This is a genomic window from Cryobacterium sp. Y29, from assembly GCF_002929825.1.
In the GTDB taxonomy this organism is placed as follows: domain Bacteria; phylum Actinomycetota; class Actinomycetes; order Actinomycetales; family Microbacteriaceae; genus Cryobacterium.
The window spans coordinates 179,597-197,872 of record NZ_PJJN01000031.1 but is presented as its reverse complement, the minus strand read 5'-3'; the positions used below and the strand labels follow the sequence as shown (position 1 = coordinate 197,872).

General features: G+C 63.9%; 16 protein-coding genes and 1 tRNA gene. 9 read left to right on the top strand and 8 right to left on the bottom strand.

Going from position 1 to position 18,276, the window contains the following annotated elements; all coding sequences use genetic code 11:
• The first annotated feature begins 4 nt into the window (after positions 1-4).
• The 4 genes from CXY74_RS07850 to CXY74_RS07835 all read left to right on the top strand — a co-directional run bounded on the left by CXY74_RS07850 (position 5) and on the right by CXY74_RS07835 (position 4,118).
• The gene (locus CXY74_RS07850) at positions 5-919 is read left to right on the top strand and encodes a thioredoxin domain-containing protein (protein ID WP_104199916.1); all 915 of its coding nucleotides are present in this window, start codon (positions 5-7) and stop codon (positions 917-919) included.
• A 114-nt stretch (positions 920-1,033) separates the two neighbouring features.
• Positions 1,034-1,109 (top strand) — tRNA-Thr (locus tag CXY74_RS07845).
• Positions 1,110-1,310: 201 nt separating this feature from the next.
• The gene (locus CXY74_RS07840) at positions 1,311-2,906 is read left to right on the top strand and encodes an ABC-F family ATP-binding cassette domain-containing protein (RefSeq protein ID WP_104199915.1); all 1,596 of its coding nucleotides are present in this window, start codon (positions 1,311-1,313) and stop codon (positions 2,904-2,906) included.
• A 213-nt stretch (positions 2,907-3,119) separates the two neighbouring features.
• The gene (locus CXY74_RS07835; RefSeq protein WP_233193283.1) at positions 3,120-4,118 is read left to right on the top strand and encodes a DMT family transporter; all 999 of its coding nucleotides are present in this window, start codon (positions 3,120-3,122) and stop codon (positions 4,116-4,118) included.
• A gap of 117 nt (positions 4,119-4,235) precedes the next feature.
• On the opposite strand, the gene CXY74_RS07830 is transcribed toward CXY74_RS07835, so the two are convergent.
• Complete coding sequence (locus tag CXY74_RS07830; RefSeq protein WP_370446134.1) at positions 4,236-4,817, bottom strand: nitroreductase; 582 nt, start codon at positions 4,815-4,817, stop codon at positions 4,236-4,238.
• A gap of 4 nt (positions 4,818-4,821) precedes the next feature.
• A complete protein-coding gene (msrB, locus tag CXY74_RS07825; RefSeq protein ID WP_104199914.1) occupies positions 4,822-5,223 on the bottom strand; it encodes a peptide-methionine (R)-S-oxide reductase MsrB in 402 nt (133 codons plus the stop codon).
• A 228-nt stretch (positions 5,224-5,451) separates the two neighbouring features.
• Here msrB and CXY74_RS07820 point away from each other — a divergent pair, with 228 nt between their 5' ends.
• The 5 genes from CXY74_RS07820 to groL all read left to right on the top strand — a co-directional run bounded on the left by CXY74_RS07820 (position 5,452) and on the right by groL (position 9,769).
• Positions 5,452-5,769 carry a DUF3263 domain-containing protein gene (locus CXY74_RS07820; protein ID WP_104199913.1) on the top strand — a complete coding sequence of 106 codons (318 nt, stop codon included), beginning with the start codon at positions 5,452-5,454 and terminating at the stop codon, positions 5,767-5,769.
• Positions 5,770-5,825: 56 nt separating this feature from the next.
• Complete coding sequence (locus CXY74_RS07815) at positions 5,826-6,389, top strand: LytR C-terminal domain-containing protein (protein WP_104199912.1); 564 nt, start codon at positions 5,826-5,828, stop codon at positions 6,387-6,389.
• Positions 6,390-6,671: 282 nt separating this feature from the next.
• The gene (locus tag CXY74_RS07810) at positions 6,672-6,875 is read left to right on the top strand and encodes a cold-shock protein (protein WP_035834941.1); all 204 of its coding nucleotides are present in this window, start codon (positions 6,672-6,674) and stop codon (positions 6,873-6,875) included.
• 71 nt (positions 6,876-6,946) lie between these two features.
• Positions 6,947-7,999: a DUF3048 domain-containing protein gene (locus tag CXY74_RS07805; protein ID WP_104199911.1), complete on the top strand. Its 1,053-nt coding sequence runs from the start codon at positions 6,947-6,949 to the stop codon at positions 7,997-7,999.
• A 141-nt stretch (positions 8,000-8,140) separates the two neighbouring features.
• Positions 8,141-9,769: a chaperonin GroEL gene (gene groL, locus CXY74_RS07800; RefSeq protein ID WP_104127600.1), complete on the top strand. Its 1,629-nt coding sequence runs from the start codon at positions 8,141-8,143 to the stop codon at positions 9,767-9,769.
• A 79-nt stretch (positions 9,770-9,848) separates the two neighbouring features.
• Here the strand turns inward: groL and CXY74_RS07795 are convergent, their stop codons facing one another.
• From CXY74_RS07795 to CXY74_RS07770, 6 genes are all read right to left on the bottom strand, one after another.
• Positions 9,849-11,429: a GMC family oxidoreductase gene (locus CXY74_RS07795; protein WP_104199910.1), complete on the bottom strand. Its 1,581-nt coding sequence runs from the start codon at positions 11,427-11,429 to the stop codon at positions 9,849-9,851.
• A 48-nt stretch (positions 11,430-11,477) separates the two neighbouring features.
• Positions 11,478-12,974: an aldehyde dehydrogenase family protein gene (locus CXY74_RS07790; protein WP_104199909.1), complete on the bottom strand. Its 1,497-nt coding sequence runs from the start codon at positions 12,972-12,974 to the stop codon at positions 11,478-11,480.
• The gene (gene betT / locus CXY74_RS07785; RefSeq protein ID WP_104199908.1) at positions 12,971-15,106 is read right to left on the bottom strand and encodes a choline BCCT transporter BetT; all 2,136 of its coding nucleotides are present in this window, start codon (positions 15,104-15,106) and stop codon (positions 12,971-12,973) included. Before betT ends, CXY74_RS07790 begins: the two co-directional genes overlap by 4 nt.
• A 230-nt stretch (positions 15,107-15,336) precedes the next feature.
• Positions 15,337-15,627, bottom strand: coding sequence for a WXG100 family type VII secretion target (locus tag CXY74_RS07780; protein ID WP_104199907.1), 291 nt, complete (start codon positions 15,625-15,627; stop codon positions 15,337-15,339).
• Positions 15,628-15,760: 133 nt separating this feature from the next.
• Entirely contained in the window at positions 15,761-17,494 is a 1,734-nt protein-coding gene (locus CXY74_RS07775; protein WP_104199906.1) for a HAMP domain-containing sensor histidine kinase, read from the bottom strand.
• Positions 17,495-17,540: 46 nt separating this feature from the next.
• Positions 17,541-18,233: a response regulator transcription factor gene (locus tag CXY74_RS07770; protein ID WP_092112483.1), complete on the bottom strand. Its 693-nt coding sequence runs from the start codon at positions 18,231-18,233 to the stop codon at positions 17,541-17,543.
• Positions 18,234-18,276: the final 43 nt, after the last annotated feature.

Here is an 18,276-nt window from a genome sequence, read left to right as displayed (position 1 = left end):
TTTTATGACTATTAGCGGATCAGGCGACGGCAGTCCCGCAAAAAACCGGCGGCGTGACGCCGCCCGGGTGAAAGCCAAGCAGCTTCGAGTCAGTCAAAAAAAGAAGGACCGCCGGAACAAGGTATTTTTGCAAGGCGGCATCGCGATCGCAGCCGTCGCGATCGTCGTATTGGTTTCCGTCATCATTATGAATTCGATCAAACCGGCTGGCCCGGGCCCAAAGAACATGGCCAGTGACGGCGCTCTCATCGGTGAGGGAATGGTCACCACTCTGACACCCGCATTGCAGCCTGACGCAAACCCGAGGCCGTCCGAGCCGGATACCACCGGCGCCGTAGCCAACATCCGGGTCTACGTCGACTACCTCTGCCCGCTCTGCGGCGACTTCGAAAACGCCAACAACAAACAGATCGCCCAATGGGTCGACTCCGGCGCGGCAACAGTGGAAATCCACCCGGTAGCTATTCTCACGAGCAAATCCGCCGGCACCAAGTACTCCCTGCGCGCAGCGAACGCGACAGCGTGCGTTGCCAATTACTCACCAGATGATTTCTTCGCCTTCAGCTCCGCCCTGTTCGTCGACCAGCCGGAAGAAACATCGCCCGGCCGCAGCGACGACGAGATCAAAACCGTCGTCCGTAAATCCGGTGTGAGCACAGCCCTCTCCAACATCGATGCCTGCATCGAGGACGGCACCTACGAGTCGTGGGTCACAGCGGCAACCAACCGTGCGCTCGACGGTCCTATCCCCAATTCCTCGATGGAGTCCATCATCGGAACACCGACCATTCTGGTCAACGGCAAGCCATATACCGGAGAGCTCGAAGACCCGAAAGAGTTCGCATCCTTCGTGCAGGTGGCCCTCGGCGAGACGTATTCCACCTCAACGCCGACGCCAAATCCCACCCCCGGCGGGTAGTCTGCCACGTCTTCGAAGCGGATGCTTCAACTCGCGCCACGCGCCTCCGCTTGGCTGTTGCCCGTGGCAGCGCTGAAATCATTTAGGATGGGGAACTGAGGCTTCGCGCCTCATGCCGGCCTGGCGCAATTGGTAGCGCACCACTCTTGTAAAGTGGGGGTTACGGGTTCAAGTCCCGTGGCCGGCCCCACGGCTCCCGCGCCAGAAGCGTGAGTGAGTTTTCAACCGGATGGGCGCCCGCGATACGCCAAGCGCAGCGGGCGCGGCCGTGACGGCGATGCGTCGTGGGCCTACCCTATGGCCCCAGCCGCCGGGCCGAACAGGGTCGCCACGTACACTGATGGCGGGGGTTTTAGGTGCGGATGCCCGCGCGCCCTGAGAGGAAACACGCATGAGTCTGATCCGGCTGAACGACGTCAGTATTCGCTTCGAGAACACGCAGATTCTGCGCGAAGCGTTCTTTCGCCTTGAACCCGGTGACCGGGTCGGCCTGATCGGCAAGAACGGCTCCGGCAAATCCACCATTCTCAAGCTCATCCTCGACCAGGTCTCGCCCGACACCGGCGAGGTCACGCTCGAGGACAGTATCCGGGTCGGCTACTTTTCCCAGTTCTCAGAACTCAACGGCGCCCAAACGATCACCGAGGTGCTCGACGCGTTGTTCGTGGACGTGAAAGCGATTGAGGCGGAACTCGCGGCGATCGACGCGGCAATCGCCCTCGACGCTTCGGCCAGCGCAGAACTCGACCGGCTGATCACTCGGCAGGGTGAGCTATTCGAGGAGATGGACCGCCTGGACGGTTGGGACTACAAACGCCACATTGACACCGCGTTGACCACCCTCGGGTTCAACGAGGCGCACCGCGTCTGCACGATTGACGAGTTGTCCGGCGGCTGGCGCAACCGTGCGGCCCTGGCCAAGATCGTGCTCGAAGCCCCCGACGTGCTGCTACTCGACGAACCCACCAACTATCTCGACGTGGCCGGCGTTGAGTGGCTCGAAGCCTGGTTCACGAGCTTCACGGGCGCCGCCATCGTCGTCTCCCACGACCGCAAGTTTCTTGACGCCGTCGTCACCCGCATCATCGAGGTGGAAAACTTTCACCTGCACGAGTATCCCGGCAACTTCGGTGAGTACATCGTGCAGAAGCAGTTTCGGCTCAAGACTCTTCAGGCTCAGTTCGTGCACGAATCCGAGCTGCTCGCCTTCGAAGCCGAGGGAATCGCCGACCGTCGGCAAGCCGCCAAGGCGGAGAGCCGCCAGCTCGGCAACCAGCTGGCCCACATCAAGAAATCGCGCACGCCGCGCCCGGTCGACCAGATCATCACCGAGATCTACGGCAATTTGCACGTGAAGGATGTGCTGTGTCGGGTCGACGGCCTCGCCAAGCGCTACGGCGACAAACTATTGTTCGAAAACCTCAGCTTCGAGGTGCGCCGCGGCAACCGCATCGTCGTACTCGGCAGCAACGGCAGCGGTAAAACCACCCTGTTGCGGGTGCTCACCGGTGAGGAGACGGCCGACCACGGCTCGGTCGCCTGGGCCAGCGGCGCCGGCGTCGTCTCGTACAATCAAATTCTGGCCGAGCTCGACGAGACCGATACCGTCAGCCATGCCGTCAACGCCATGCCGGGCAGCCTTGCCCTCACCGCGACGAAAAAGTCGGTCAACCGTTTTTTGACCATGTTCCAGTTCAGCGAGGCCGATCTCAAGCAGAAGATCGGTGCTCTCTCGGGTGGCCAGCGCGCCCGCGTGGCGATGGCCCAGTGTTTGCTTTCCGGAGCTTCGGTGCTGTTGCTCGACGAACCCACCAACCATCTCGACATGTCGAGCACCCAGGTGATGGAACGCGCCCTCGTGCACTTTCCCGGCGCCGTCGTGGTGGTCAGTCACGACCGCTTCTTCACCGACAAGATCGCCAACCGCCGCCTGGTCTTCGGCAGCGACGGAGCCGCCCCCGGCCAGATTCAAGTGCGCGCCGCTTGACTCGTCCCGCCCTGTCTCTCACGGACGGGGCCCGGGCCCGGACCGTGGGCCCAGTTTATAAACTGGGCCCGGGGTCACAAGGTGCGCCCAGCGGCGCCGCGGCCCAGTGGTCGAGCGGCCCAGCGGCCCAGCGGCCCAGCGGCCCAGGCTTGGTCGAAATGTCCGGGGAGGCCGGGCGGCGCGGCAACGTACTCTCTCTCGTAGAATTACGAGGTGACCCAGGCCCGCGCACGAAAACGAACGGATGCGTCGGCCGCGCTCGCGGCATCCACTGTGCCGGTCTGGCTAGCCCTTGTCTTCTCCGTGCTGATCGGCGCACTATACGCCGTGCAATCACGGGTGAACGGCGAACTCGGGCACCGAATCGGCGACGGATTCACCGCCGCCGTCATCTCTTTTGGTTCCGGCCTGATTGTTCTCAGCCTCGGACTCATCGTGTTCCGCAGCGGACGCCGCGGCCTGCAACTCGTCGCGCGCGGCGTTGCAGCGAACCACCTGTCTTGGTGGCACCTGTTCGGCGGACTGGCCGGCGCCTTGTTCGTGCTGTCGCAGGGCCTCGTCGCCGCACCGCTTGGCATCGCCTTGTTCACGGTTGCCGTAGTGGCCGGCCAAACCGTGAGCGGCGTGCTCATGGACCGCTTCGGCATCGGCCCGGGCGGGCGACGTCCTCTGCACGCGTCAAAAATCGTTGGTGCCGTGCTCGCCCTGATCGCCGTCGCCTTCACGGTGAGTGGCGAGTTGCGCGGCAGCGGGGCGCCCTGGCTGCTAGCGCTGCCGCTGATCGCCGGTATCGGCCAGGGCTGGCAGCAGGCTGTCAACGGTCAGGTGCGGGCCACTGCCCAGAGCGCGCTCACCGCGACCTTTCTGAACTTTCTCACCGGTACCATCGCCCTCGTACTCGCCGCCCTCGTGCACGGCCTGCTGGTCGGTTTCGCGTTCGACTTGCCGGGAAATCCGTGGCTTTACACCGGCGGACTCATCGGCTGCGTCTTCATCGCCGGGGCCGCGGTCGTCGTGCGCACGACCGGGGTACTCATGCTCGGCCTGTGCATCGTGGCCGGCCAGTTGGTCTGCGCCCTAGCGCTGGATCTGCTCGCGCCAACGGCGGGGCATCCGCTCGGCGTGACGACCATCGTCGGGACCGCACTGGCGCTCGTGGCCGTGGTCATTGCCGCGGTGCGCTGGCGTCGCCCCGGCCATGTTCGCGCCTAGAACCCGCGCCGAAAACCCGCGCCGAAAACCCGCGTCGAGAACCCACGCCGAAAACCCGCGCCGAAAACCCGAGTCCAGAACTCGCGCCCAAAACCCGCGCCGAGAACCCGCGTTCGATCAGAGAACGTCGAGGAACTCGACGGGGTCTATCGACAGCCGCACACCAGGCTTGCAGTCCGCGGGAATCCCGCCGACATACAGCCATCCGAGCAGTTCCTCGTTGTCGGCGAGGCCGTGCACCGCACGTACCGCTGCCGTGCGCACGAACGGGCCGGTGCGCCACATCGCACCCCAGCCGGCATCGTCAAGAAGTAGCGTGAGCAGGTGCGCGACGCCGGCCGCCGACGCATCCTGCTCCCAGTCGGCCACCTTGTCACTGGCCCGCCGCACGGCGACGACGGCAATCAGCAGTGGCGCCCGCAACGGCTTGCCGGCGAGTTTGACGGCCTCACTGCCCTGACAAGCGGATGCCGCCACAAATGCCGCTCCCAGCCGCTCCAACGCTTCGCCGCGTAGTTCGAGCAGGCGCCACGGCCGCAGCGCACCGTGATCGGCCACCCGCGCGGCTGCGCCTACCAAGGGCAACAACTCGGCCCGGGTAGGCGCGGATGCCGTCACTTTAGAGTAGCTGCGTCGGCAATTGACGGCTTGGAAGACCGCAGACGGGACAACTTTCGTTGTTGAGGGAGGCAGGCTCACCGCGCTACTCGGCGGGCGTGAAGGTGAGCGAGATCGAGTTCATGCAATAGCGATCGCCGGTCGGAGTGCCAAATCCGTCGGGAAAAACGTGACCCAGGTGCGAGCCGCAGTTTGCGCAGCGGACCTCCGTGCGCACGGTGCCGAGCGAACGGTCTTCGAGCAGTTCGACCGCTTCGGGTCGCACCGACTCGTAGAAACTTGGCCAGCCGCAGTCGGAATCGAACTTGGTGCCGCTCTTGAACAGCTCAGCGTCACAGGCGCCGCAGGTGTACGTGCCAGCCCGACTCTCGTCGAGCAGCTCGCCGGTTCCGGGGCGCTCGGTACCAGCCTCGCGGAGCACGGCGAATTTTTCGTCACCCAGTTCGGAGCGCCACTCGCTGTTTGACTTCTTGATTGCGTAGTCCATGGTGGATGTCCCTTCGATCCGGCCGTCCACAAACGGACAACGTCTACTCAGCCTAAACTCGTGTGGCAGTACCCGCATTCCAGGCCCGGCCGTTTCGCAGTGTTTGCACGGCGATAGACCCCGCGACTCCGGCGTTCCGGGCGTGCCGGAGGCAACATCCAGCCGCTCACAAATAGGATGAGAGCGTCGGATAACCCGTCAAAACTGCTTTGGGGGAAAGATACATCAATGAGTGAGAGAACACCGACCCACGCGCAACCTCCCGCTCCGCCCGCCATAAGTACCCCGGATTTGACCCAACTCAGCGAACGCGACGCCGCAGTGCTTACCTTTGAACGGCAATGGTGGCGGCATGTCGGCGCCAAGGAAGAGGCTATCCGCGCCACCTTCGGTCTCTCGGCCGCGCGCTATTATCAGCTATTGGCGGCGCTGGTCGATTCACCGTTGGCACTGGCCTTCGACCCGATGCTCGTGAACCGACTGCAGCGGATGCGTTCCGCCCGATCCGAGGCGCGCGCCAGTCGTTCGCTGCCCGCTCACGACTAGTACCTGACCGCATTTCGCCGGCACGAGGCGACCGGCCAATCAAGGATCCAATCACTATGGCGCGAAAATTTGCGAAAGACCGTTTCGACACCCACATGCATGCCCTCGACCGAGTCGGTGCCCACCGTGCTCCCCGGAAAAGGGGCCGCGGCTGGATCGGGTTCTGGTGGGCGCTCGGCGCCACAGTGCTCTTGATCGCGGTCGGCGTGGTCGGAATCTTCGCGATCAACAACCGCCTCGACTTTTCCAGTTTCCCCGGCTTGTCGTCGCCCAGCTCGACTCCGGTCCCCACCGAGACCGCTATTCCGACCGCCGAAGCGACCGTCGACCCGGCGCTGACCGTGAATGTGTTGAACGGCTCCGCGACCAACGGCGTCGCAGCATCCGTCAGTGACACGCTTACCGCCGCTGGCTGGGTGGTCAACGCCACCGGCAACGCGAGCACCGACACGGAACCGATTTCCGTCATCTATTACACCGATGCCAGCCAGGAAGGCGCCGCCCGCGGCATCGCTGCTTCACTGCCGGGATCGAAGATCGTTTTCTCGACCGGCTTCGTCGATTCGGGAGCGGCCCTCACCGTCGTCGTCGGCAACGACTACGTCCTGCCAGCGGGCTGATAGGCAGTCAAAACTTCGGACTTAGTGGGCATTGCCCGATTCGTCAAGCCCCTGTTCTTTCGCCGTGGCTTCAGTACTATCTGGACTTGGTCACACATTTTGTTCGGGCATTACCCGCCCGGATCAAGAACGCTCGCCCAAGGTAACTTGCACCAGTAGGTAACTTGAAACAGAAGACTTGCTCTCGGGGATTTGCTGCTCGCACAGAATGAACGCAGTTTTTGCGACAGGGCCCGGAACAGCCAATGGGCGGTGCCGTCGAAATTGAGCAAGGAGTAACACATGGCGAACGGAACCGTGAAATGGTTCAACGCTGAAAAGGGTTTCGGCTTCATCACTGTCGATGGGGGAGGGCAAGACGTTTTCGTCCACTACTCCGCCATTGACATGAGCGGGTACAAGGTTCTTGAAGAAGGCCAGCAGGTAGTCTTCGAGGTCGGTGCCGGAGCGAAAGGCCCCCAGGCTGAATCGGTTCGACCGGCCTGACACACCCCGTAATCGGGGTCTGTCCCCCACCTAATGCCGCCCGCTGCAACGGGCGGCATTAGTGTTTACCGGTGATCAAGAAAAAGACAGCCCGCACGACACGACCGTTGAAGTCCGCGGTCCTGCTCACCCTGATCGTGCCGGCACTGCTGCTGAGCGGATGCTCCGGCAGTAGCGCGACGCCGACCCAGACTCCAACCCCCGCCTGGGCTTCAGGCTATGCGGCCCCCGCCGCCACGGAGATCGCACCGCTCACCGGCATTGCTGTCGCAGTCGGGTCGCCGGCGCACCCCTCCCTCGCAGCCAAGATCGACAACCACGTGGCCGCCCGCCCGCAGGTCGCGATCGACCGCACCGACCTCGTGTTCGAAGAACTGGTCGAGGGTGGCATCACCCGGTACGTCGCCGTGTGGCAGTCGAGCATTCCTGACCAGGTCGGGCCGGTACGGTCGATCCGCCCGATGGACCCCGATATTATCGCCCCGTTCGGCGGACTCGTTTCGTATTCGGGCGGCCAGGAGCGATTCGTCGAGGCCATGACCGCGACCGGTCAGATCAGCGCCATCTTCGACTACGACACGACCGGTTTGTTCTCCCGATCGAAAGCTACCGCGGCCCCGCACAACGTAATCCTCGCCGCCAAGGAATTCGCTAACCGCAACGTCACAGTTGCCCCGCCTGCCCAGCAGTACGCCTATGCGGCCACTCTCGCCGGGGCGTCCGCTGTCGTGGACGGCGCTCCGATTTCAGTGATCAACACCAGGTTCTCCAACTCGAGTGCCCGCAGCTGGACCTGGAATGCTGAAGCCACCGCCTACCTGCGCGCCCAGGACGGCACGCCCGACGTCACCGGCGACGGTGTGCAGCTGGCGGCCACTAATGTTGTGGTGCTGCGGGTGGACGTCACCGTCGACCAGAGCATTCCCAAGACCGAGCTCATCGCTTCGGGTGAAGCGTCGATCTCGACCGGTGGAAAGACGCTTGCGGCCACCTGGAGCAAGAGCTCTCAGACCTCACCGATCCGCCTTGTCGACGCTCATGGAGTAACAATACGGCTAGCTCCGGGCAATACCTGGTTTCAATTGGTGCCCAACGGCACCGGCTCGACCGATCTCGTTCCCTGACGGTCTGTAGCTGACCCGGCGTAACCCCAGATGCTCGCTTGCACTCTCGACCCCAGAGTGCCAGAATCGACTTAGCACTCTCGTCACCTGAGTGCCAACCCCATCATCATTTGGAACGTCCGGGAGGGACGAGTTACACATATGGCAAAAATCATTGCATTCAATGAAGAGGCCCGTCGTGGGCTTGAGCGCGGCCTGAACATTCTGGCCGACACCGTCAAGGTCACCCTCGGCCCGCGCGGCCGCAACGTCGTTCTGGAGAAGAAGTGGGGCGCCCCCACGATCACCAACGACGGTGTGTCCATCGCCAAGGAGATCGAACTCGACGACCCGTACGAGAAGATCGGTGCGGAACTCGTCAAAGAGGTCGCCAAGAAGACGGATGACGTTGCCGGCGACGGCACGACCACCGCAACCGTCCTGGCCCAGGCCCTGGTTCGCGAAGGTCTGCGCAACGTCGCAGCCGGCGCTGACCCGATCAGCCTGAAGCGCGGTATCGAAAAGGCCACGGCTGCTGTCATCGCCGAGCTCATCGCCAGCGCCAAGGAGATCGAGACCAAGGAAGAGATCGCCGCGACCGCGTCGATCTCCGCCGGAGACACCGAAATCGGCGCGATCATCGCCGAGGCCATCGACAAGGTCGGCAAGGAAGGTGTTGTCACCGTCGAGGAGTCGAACACCTTCGGCACCGAGCTCGAGCTCACCGAGGGCATGCGCTTCGACAAGGGCTTCCTGTCGGCGTACTTCGTCACCGACCCTGATCGTCAGGAAGCGGTCTTCGAAGACCCCTACATCCTGATCGTCAACTCCAAGGTCTCCAACATCAAGGACCTGCTCCCCATTGTGGACAAGGTCATCCAGACCGGCAAGCAGCTCCTCATCATTGCGGAAGACGTCGACGGTGAGGCCCTGGCCACGCTCGTTGTAAACAAGATCCGTGGCATCTTCAAGTCCGTCGCCGTCAAGGCTCCGGGCTTCGGAGACCGTCGCAAGGCTCAGCTGCAGGACATCGCCATCCTCACCGGTGGACAGGTCATCTCGGAAGAGGTCGGCCTCAAGCTCGAGAACGTCACGCTCGACCTGCTTGGTAACGCCCGCAAGGTCGTCATCACCAAGGACGAGACCACAATCGTCGAGGGTGCCGGTGACGTCGAAGCCATCGCCGGTCGCGTCTCGCAGATCCGTGCCGAGATCGAGAACACGGACAGCGACTACGACCGCGAGAAGCTCCAGGAGCGCCTCGCCAAGCTTGCTGGCGGCGTTGCTGTCATCAAGGCCGGAGCCGCTACGGAGGTTGAGCTCAAGGAGCGCAAGCACCGCATCGAAGATGCAGTGCGTAACGCCAAGGCTGCCGTTGAAGAGGGCATCGTCGCCGGTGGTGGCGTTGCACTCATCCAGGCTGGCAAGACCGCATTCGAGAGCAAGGCTGTCCTTGACCTCGTCGGCGACGAGGCAACGGGCGCCAACATCGTGCGCGTCGCCATCGACGCCCCGCTCAAGCAGATCGCGCTCAACGCCGGCATGGAGCCCGGCGTCGTCGCCGACAAGGTGCGCAACCTGCCCGTCGGATGGGGCCTCAACGCCGCCACCGGCGAGTACGTCGACATGATCGCTGCCGGAATCAATGACCCGGTGAAGGTCACCCGTTCCGCGCTGCTGAACGCGTCGTCGATCGCCGGACTGTTCCTCACCACCGAGGCCGTCGTTGCCGACAAGCCCGAGAAGAACTCGGCTCCGGCCGGCGACCCCTCGGGTGGCATGGACTTCTAAGTCCCGCCGCTAGCAAGACCATAAAAGTGGGCGTCTCCTTCGGGAGGCGCCCACTTTTATGTATCTATCGGTCTGCGTGCTAGCGGATGGTGCGGGTCGCCTTCACCAGCTCAGCGCAGCGCTCACCGATCATCATTGTGGTGATGTTCGGGTTGACGGTGACGAGCTCTGGCATCACCGAGGCGTCGGCGACGCGCAGGCCGGTGACACCCTTTACTCGCAGCTCCGGGTCGAGTGGCGAGAACACGTCGTCGATCGCGCCCATGCGCACGGTTCCGGCCGGGTGGTAAACCGTGTTGTGGGTCTTCTCGATATAGGAGGTGATCTCAGCATCCGTTTGCACGTCGATGCCGGGGTACAGCTCTTCACCCGCCCAGTCGGCCATGGCCGGCTGCCCGACGATCTCGCGGGCCTTGCGGATACCGGCGATCATCACGCGCATGTCGTGCGGGTCGGTGAAGTAGCGCGGGTCCACCTTGGGCTTGTCGCGATAGTCGCTGCTGCGCAGCGTCACCGTACCGCGTGACCGGGCGTGGGTCACGTTCGGAGTCAGGCAGAATCCGTTTTCCGTGGTCGGGTATCCGTGGCGCGCGGTGTGCATGTCGAACGGTACGGAGCCGTAGTGGAACATGAGGTCGGGACGGTCGAGGCCGTCCTCGGTCGTGGTGAAGATGCCGGCTTCCCACCACTGCGTGGAGGTATCGGTCATTGGCCGTTTGGCCTCCCACTGAATGACGCCTTCGGGGTGGTCCTGCAGGTTCTCGCCGACGCCGGGGGAGTCCGCGATTACCTCGATGCCGAACGAGGCGAGCTGCTCCTCCGGACCGACACCGGAGAGCATGAGCAGCTTCGGTGAATCGATGGCGCCGGCCGAGAGGATGACCTCGGCGCGGGCGTTCAGGCGGTGCGTCTTACCGAAGGCGGCGTCGACAACATCAACGCCGGTGCAGCGCTTGTTCTCGTCGAAGACGAGCTTGCGCGCACGCCGATCGGTGAGCAGCGTGAAATTGGGGCGTTCCATGATCGGGTGAATGTAGGAGACCGAGGACGATGCCCGCGTGCCGTCAACTTGTCGGTTGATCTGAAAGAAGTTCGCACCGTTGATCACGGTTGTGCCCGCATTGAACGTGGTGCGCGGAATACCGGCCTGCTCGCAGGCATCCAGCAGGGCGACCCCGCACGGATCGTTGGCCGGCACATTCATCAGGTGCACGGGGCCATCCTGGCCGTGGTGCGGAGCTTGGTCTTCATTGGTCTCCAGCTTGGTGAACAGCGGGAAGGTGTTGGCGGCCTCCCAACCGGTCGCGCCGTGCTTACCGGCCCAGTCGTCGAGGTCTTCCGCGGGTGCCCAGAAGGCGATGCAGGAGTTGTGGCTCGAGCAGCCGCCCATGATTTTCGCGCGGGCGTGCCGCATGAACGAGTTGCCGTGTTCCTGCGGTTCGATGGGGTAGTCCCAGTCGTAGCCGCTCTCGAGCAATTCCATCCAGCGGTCGAGCTGGAGAATGGCGTCGATCCCGCGGTCGTCCGGACCGGCCTCCACGAGGGCGACCTCAACGGTCGGGTCCTCCGAGAGCCGTGCGGCAACGGCGGCCCCCGCCGATCCGCCCCCGATGACGATGTAGTCGAATTCGGTGGGAGTAGCTGGTGTTGCAGTGGTCAATTGATTCCTAATCTGGGTGTTCCTGTCATACCGGTGAGCGGATGCCCGCTAGCGCCGCTGAAACCAGCCCGTCACGGCCGGTGCCGTGTTCTGGTAGATGTGCTTGGTCTCCTGGTACTCTCCGAGGCCCATCGGACCGAGCTCGCGGCCGACGCCCGACTGGCCGTAGCCGCCCCATTCCGCTTGTGGCAGGTAGGGGTGGAAGTCGTTGATCCAGACGGTCCCGTGGCGCAGGGCCTTGGCAACGCGCTGGGCCTTGCCGGCGTCCTGGGTCCAGACCGCGCCGGCCAGGCCGTAGACGGTGTCGTTGGCGATGCGCACGGCTTCGGCTTCGGTCTCGAAGGTTTCAATCGTCACCACCGGGCCGAAAGCTTCGTCGATCACAACGGACATGCCGCTCGACACCTGGTCAAGAATGGTCGGCGTGTAGTAGTAGCCCTGGGCGAGGTCGCCCTCGCCCCAGGTCCCGCCGGCGCGCAGGCGCGCGCCCTCGGCGATGCCCTTCGCCACGTAGGCGGTGACCTTGTCGCGGTGGGCTGCGCTGATCAGCGGCCCCGTTTCGGACTCTGGATCAAACGGTCCGCCGAGACGAATCTGGTTCGCGCGGCGCACCAGCTCGTCGACGAACTTCTCCGCGACGGATGCTTCCACCACGATGCGCGCGCCCGCCGAGCAGACCTGCCCCGAGTGCACAAACGCGCCGTTGAGCGCATTGTCCAGCGCCGCGTCGAAGTCGGCGTCGGCAAAGATCACGTTGGGATTTTTACCGCCGAGTTCGAGCGCGACCTTCTTGACCGTTCCAGCGGCGGCCGCGGCGATCTTCCTGCCGGTTTCGAGTCCGCCGGTGAATGAAACGAGGTCGACATCGGGGTGGCTGGAGAGCGGCGCCCCGGCCACGGCGCCTGCGCCGAGCACGAGGTTGGCGACGCCGGCCGGAAGGCCGAGGTCGTCGAGCAAGATCATCATGAGCATGCTGGTGTGCGGGGTCAGCTCGCTCGGCTTGAGTACGAAGCTGTTGCCGGCGGCAAGGGCCGGAGCGATCTTCCACGCGGCCTGCAGCAGCGGATAGTTCCACGGCGCGATCAGGCCGCAGACGCCGACGGGTTCGTGCACGATGCGGCTGACGACGCTCTCGTCGCCGGCATCGACGATGCGTCCGCTGTCCTGCCCGGCGAGCTTGCCGAAGTAGGCAAAGCAATTCGCGATGTCGTCCATGTCGATCTCGCTCTCGACCAGGCGTTTGCCGGTGTCGAGGGTTTCGGCGCGGGCGAACTCTGCGCGACGTACGCGCAGTTCGGCGGCGACACGCAGCAGAAAGTCGCCGCGTTCCGGCGCCGGAACCGCGCTCCAAACGTGGCTGTCGAAAGCGGTGCGGGCGGAGTGAATGGCGGCGTGGACATCCGCTGTGGTCGCCTCACTGACCGTACCGACGACGCTCTGGTCGGCCGGGCAGCGGATCTCGCGGGTGCCGGCGTCGCTCGCGGGCACCCAGGCGCCGTTGATGAACAGGGTGGCCGGCACAGCAGAATCGTTCAGAGTGTTCATTGTTTGACCTCGTCCGATTCGAAATCGGCTTCCCAATTGTCTTTGGCCACCTGGTCCTCGGCGAGGGCGGTGTTTCCCGGCTCTGCCCGGTTGAGGTGCAGAAAGTCGAGGTGCGTTTCGTAATGGTCGAGCACGTCGGTGATGACCTGCTCCTTGCTGTAGCCCATGAGGTCGTAGCCGTGGCTGCCCTCGAGGGAGAAGACCTCCATGCGGTAGTACTTTCCGCTCGCGCTGGCCGCCCGTACGGCGTAGGTCGGGGTGTCGAGCTGCACTGGGTAGATCTGGTATTTGAACCCGCGCTCGTCGCCCATGGACACGTTCAGGTCGAGGTGCGGTAGCTGCAGGCCGTCGACGACGCCCTTCGACAGGGTCACCTCGGCGCCCTGCGTCACGAGTTCGTCGCGCACTTCCTGCAGGGCGGGCAGTGCCACGCCCGACAGGAAGCGTTCGGCTTGGCGCGGGCCGGGGTAGCTCATCGCGCGGCTCAGCCGCTGGCGCCAGTTACGCGCGCGGGCCGGGTCGGTACTGCGGCCGGACAGCAGTCCGGGCAGGCTCGCGCGGTAACTGTCGGTGAGAGACTGCTCGAGCCGCAGCGCCCGATACAGCCCCAGCATGACGAGCAGCAGCACCGCCGAGAACGGCAGCCCCATGATGATGGTGGCATTCTGTAGGGTTGGGATGCCGCCGACCAGCAGCATCGACATTGTCAGCACGCCGGTGGTCACCGCCCAGAAGATGCGCAGCCACTTGGGACCGTCGGATTCGGAATCTTTGAGGTGCGAGGTGAAGTTCGCCATCACCAGGGCACCGGAGTCGGCGCTCGTGACGTAGAACAGCAAACCCGTGAACGTGGCGATCGCGGCCGTTGCAGGGGCGAACGGGAATTCGGCCAGCAGCGAGTAGAAGGCGCGCTCCGGTGAATTCATCGCCACCTCGCCAAAGCCGGCGTCTCCGCCGATGACGATCGCGAGGGCGCTGTTGCCGAAGACGGCGATCCAGAGCAGGATAAACGCGAACGGAACGATCATGGTGCCGGCGACGAACTCGCGGATGGTGCGGCCGCGGCTGATGCGGGCCAGGAACAGGCCTACGAACGGTGCCCAGGCGATCCACCACGCCCAGAAGAACAGGGTCCACCAGTTGAGCCACTCGTCGGGGCGGTTGTAAGCGAATGTGTTGAGAGTCATCGCCGGGAACCGGCTGAGGGTGTCGCCGATGTTCAGAATGATGGCGTCGAGCAGAAAGCTCGTGTTGCCGACGATAAGAATGAATAGCATGAGACCAACGCTGAGCAGGACGTTGAGTTCCGACAGGCGTCGAATGCCCTTCTCGACCCCGGAGACGACGGAAATCGTCGCCATGACCACGCTCAGGGCAATGAGAGAGCCCTGCACCAGAACGGTCTCCGGCGTTCCGAACATGAAGGTCAGGCCGTAGTTGAGCTGGGCGACGCCGATTCCGAGGCTCGTCGCGATGCCGAAGATGGTTCCGAGAATTGCGGCGATGTCGACCACGTCACCGATCGGGCCGTGAATCTTTTTGCCGAAAATCGGGTACAGCGCCGAACGGATGCTCAGCGGCAGGTTCTGCCGATAGGCGAAGTAGCCGAGGGCTAGGCCCATCAGGGCGTAGAGCGCCCAGCCGGTGATGCCGTAGTGGAACAGCGTCCAGACCATGGCCTGACGTGCGGCCTCGACGGAACCGCCGTCGCCGGTGGGCGGGGCGAGGTACTGCGTGACCGGCTCGGAGACCGAGAAGAACATCAGGTCGATGCCGATTCCTGCGGCGAACAGCATGGCCGTCCAGGTGAACAGGCTGAACTGTGGGCGTGAGTGGTCGGGACCCAGACGAGTTTTACCGACCCGGGAGAGGGCGACGACGATGACGAAGACCAGAACGACGGTGACGATCAGGAAGTAGTACCAGCCGAGGTTGACCGACACCCAGTCGACGACGGCGGCGATAACGTCGCTCGCGTTGGTCGGGGCGAGGATCGCCCAGAGTGCGATGGCGATGATACCGGAGGCTGATCCGAAGAAAACCGTCTTATTGACCCGGGTTTTGTTTTCCGGGGGCGGATCGGGAGGCCCTGTCGACGGTACTGCGGCGGGAATGGGGGCAGAGAGAGTCATCTCATCCTTGGTGCTTGGTGTGATGTCTCGATGGTGCCGGCCGCGTGTGCGCGAGTCGGCTGTCCGAGTGGCCGCGGTGGCGGCGCTTGTGAGTATCTGTCAGTCTAGCACCGAGAATCCCCGTATTTTCAAGAATACTCGAGGCTCGGCGGAGTGAGATGGTGTCATCCCGCGCGTGACAGCGCACACGGATGAACGCCACCTACCGCCGAAAGCACCCGCCGACCCGCCTAGCGGGCGAACAGACGGGTGTTCGCCTGCTCGGTCTCGGCGTACTGCTGCCCGGCGACGCTCAGTGCCTGATTGAGCAGAGTCAGGCTCTCTTCCAACTGCTGGTGCATGCCGCGCCACTCGGCGAACGCCCCCTGGAAGGCCGCGGAAGCCTGGCCGGTCCAGAAGCCTTCGAGGCTGGTCAGCTGGGCGTTGAGATCGCCGACATCTGCCTGCACGCGCGCAATGGTGCCACGGGCGGTACTCGCCGTGCTCTGTACCGCATCGCTGTCGACCTGGAAGCTTGTCATGGTGTGCCCTTCTCCTACATAACAGTGGTTGGTGACTGTGAGCGTAGAAGGTGGGCGGGCGGCATCCGCTCTTCGAAACGGATCTGTGCGCGCATGCCGGCGCTGGTGGCCTGTGGAGGATGCGGCGAAATCCCTACGGAATGACGGGCTGCGCGTGCTGCGGGGCGCTCGCCGAGCCGGCGAGCGGGAGTGAAACGCGAAAAGTCGCGCCTCCGCCCGGGGTTTCGATGACGTCGACCGTGCCGTTGTGGCTCGCGACGATTGCGGCGACGATAGCCAGCCCGAGCCCGCTACCGCCGGTTTCACGGGCGCGAGAGGAGTCGGCGCGCCAGAAGCGCTGAAAGATTTTCTCTCGAATCTGCGGCGGAATACCTTCACCGTGGTCGATCACGGCGATCGAAGCCCGCTGGGTGTGCGAATCCACCTTGACTTCGAGTTCGATCGGGCTATCAGTGGCGGTGAAACGCATCGCGTTGCCCATGAGGTTGGTGATGACCTGGCGAATCTTATTCTCTTCAGCCATGACGATCGGCGGTAGTGGCGTATCCACCGGCAGCGCGGTCAGGTCGGCGTCGGGCATAACAGGGCTTCCCCGACGGGGCTTGCGGGTGCGCAGCCGGGCCAAGGTGGCTCCGGCAAAGGCGATCGCTCCGGTTGGTGTGCCGGTTCCCGGCGGCCGGGTGATGGTGCCCGTGGTGACGCTCTCCGACGAGTCATGCCCGACGGGAAGAATTTCTCCAGGGTTCCCGTCAAGAGTCACGTCGAGGTCGTCGCCGCGCGGCCCAACCGGCGGCGGGGGAGTGAGCACAGTGACCTGGCGGCCAGGGGAACTGGCCATGGTGTCGAGGGCGGCGTCGCGGGCCAGTGGAACGAGATCCACCGGGGTCAAAGCCAGCGGCTTGGTTTCATCGAGGCGGGCCAGTTCGAGCAGATCCTCGACTAAACCACCCATGCGAATGGCCTCTTTTTCGATGCGTTCCATGGCCTGTGCAACATCTTCGGGCGTCTGCAGCGCGCCCATGCGGTACAGCTCGGCGTAGCCACGAACGGAGACGAGGGGGGTGCGCAATTCGTGGCTTGCGTCGCCGACGAAACGACGCATCTGGTCGATGGTGCGGGCGCGGTCCTTGAAGGCACGGTCGATGCGGCTGAGCATGATGTTGAGCGAACGGTTGAGGCGACCGACCTCGGTGTTGGGGGTCGCACCACCGAGCCGCTGGCTGAAGTCACCGTCGGCGATGGCCGCTGCCGTCTGCTCTGCCTCACGCAACGGCACGAAGGTGGTCGTGACGAGCACCCGGGTGAGCATGGCTCCGATCAAGACAACGCCAGCGCCGAAGCCGAGAAAGATCGTGAGGTAGGTGGCCATGGTGTTCTCGGTCGGCCGGAGCGACACCGCCATGACGAGGGTGCCATAGGTGCCGGTGGGGCTGATCACCACGGGAACCATGATCGCGTGAAACTCGGTGTCGTGGGCAGCGTCCCACAGGGTTTGGATCTGCCCGTCAAGCTGCGAGACCCGTTTCAGGTCGAGCGGCATGCCCACGACCGGCAGTTCGGCGTGGTCGCGTTCCTGCCAGGTACGCGTGATCAGGGTACCGTCCTGGTCGTAGAGGGCCACGAAGTAGTCCGACGCGACGCCCTCGGTGTCGCCCTGCGAGAACACGCTCGCCGAATAGCCGCTGAGCGCGGTTTGCGTGTCGACCTGCAGCTGCGTGTCGACCTGCGTCACCACGTACTGCTTCAGCATTGCCATGGTGCCGATGCCCGAAACAAGCAGGCCGAGCGTGAGCATCAGCACCGTGACGCCGGTGATCTTGGAACGGAGGGAGATGCTGCTCCACCGTCTCGACAGGGTTTCGTGCATTTGGATTCAGTCTACGAAAGCTCGCTGTGTATAACGTGCGCCGTGACTAAGCCTTGGCAGCCTTGAGCATGTAGCCGAAGCCACGCTTGGTCTGAATGAGTGGTTCGCTCGAGTGCACATCAACCTTGCGGCGCAGGTAGGAAATGTAGCTCTCCACAATTCCGGCGTCACCGTTGAAGTCGTACTCCCAGACATGGTCCAGAATTTGCGCTTTGGACAGCACGCGGTTGGGGTTGAGCATGAGGTAGCGCAGCAGCTTGAACTCGGTAGGACTCAGTTCAATGGCTTCCGTGCCTACGAGAACCTCGTGGGTGTCCTGATCCATGGTGAGCTCGCCAGCCCGGATCACCGCGTCTTCGTCAGCGTGCATGGTGCGACGCAGGATCGCCTTGATGCGAGCGACGATCTCGTCAAGGCTGAATGGCTTGGTCACGTAGTCGTCACCGCCGACGGTGAGGCCGGTGATCTTGTCTTCGGTATCGTCCTTGGCGGTCAGGAACAGGATCGGGGCGGTATAACCGGCCGAACGCAGGCGTTTGGTCACCCCGAAGCCGTTCATGTCCGGCAGCATGACGTCGAGAATGATGAGGTCCGGTTCCTCCTCGAGTACGGCGGAAATGGCCTGCGCGCCATTGCCAACAGCGCGCACGGCGAAACCGGCGAAGCGGAGGCTGGTGGTGAGGAGATCGCGGATATTGGGTTCGTCATCGACGATAAGGATGCGGGGGCCGTCAGTCATGACCCCAGTATCTGCGCGTTAGCTGGAGCTTTGCTGACAGTGG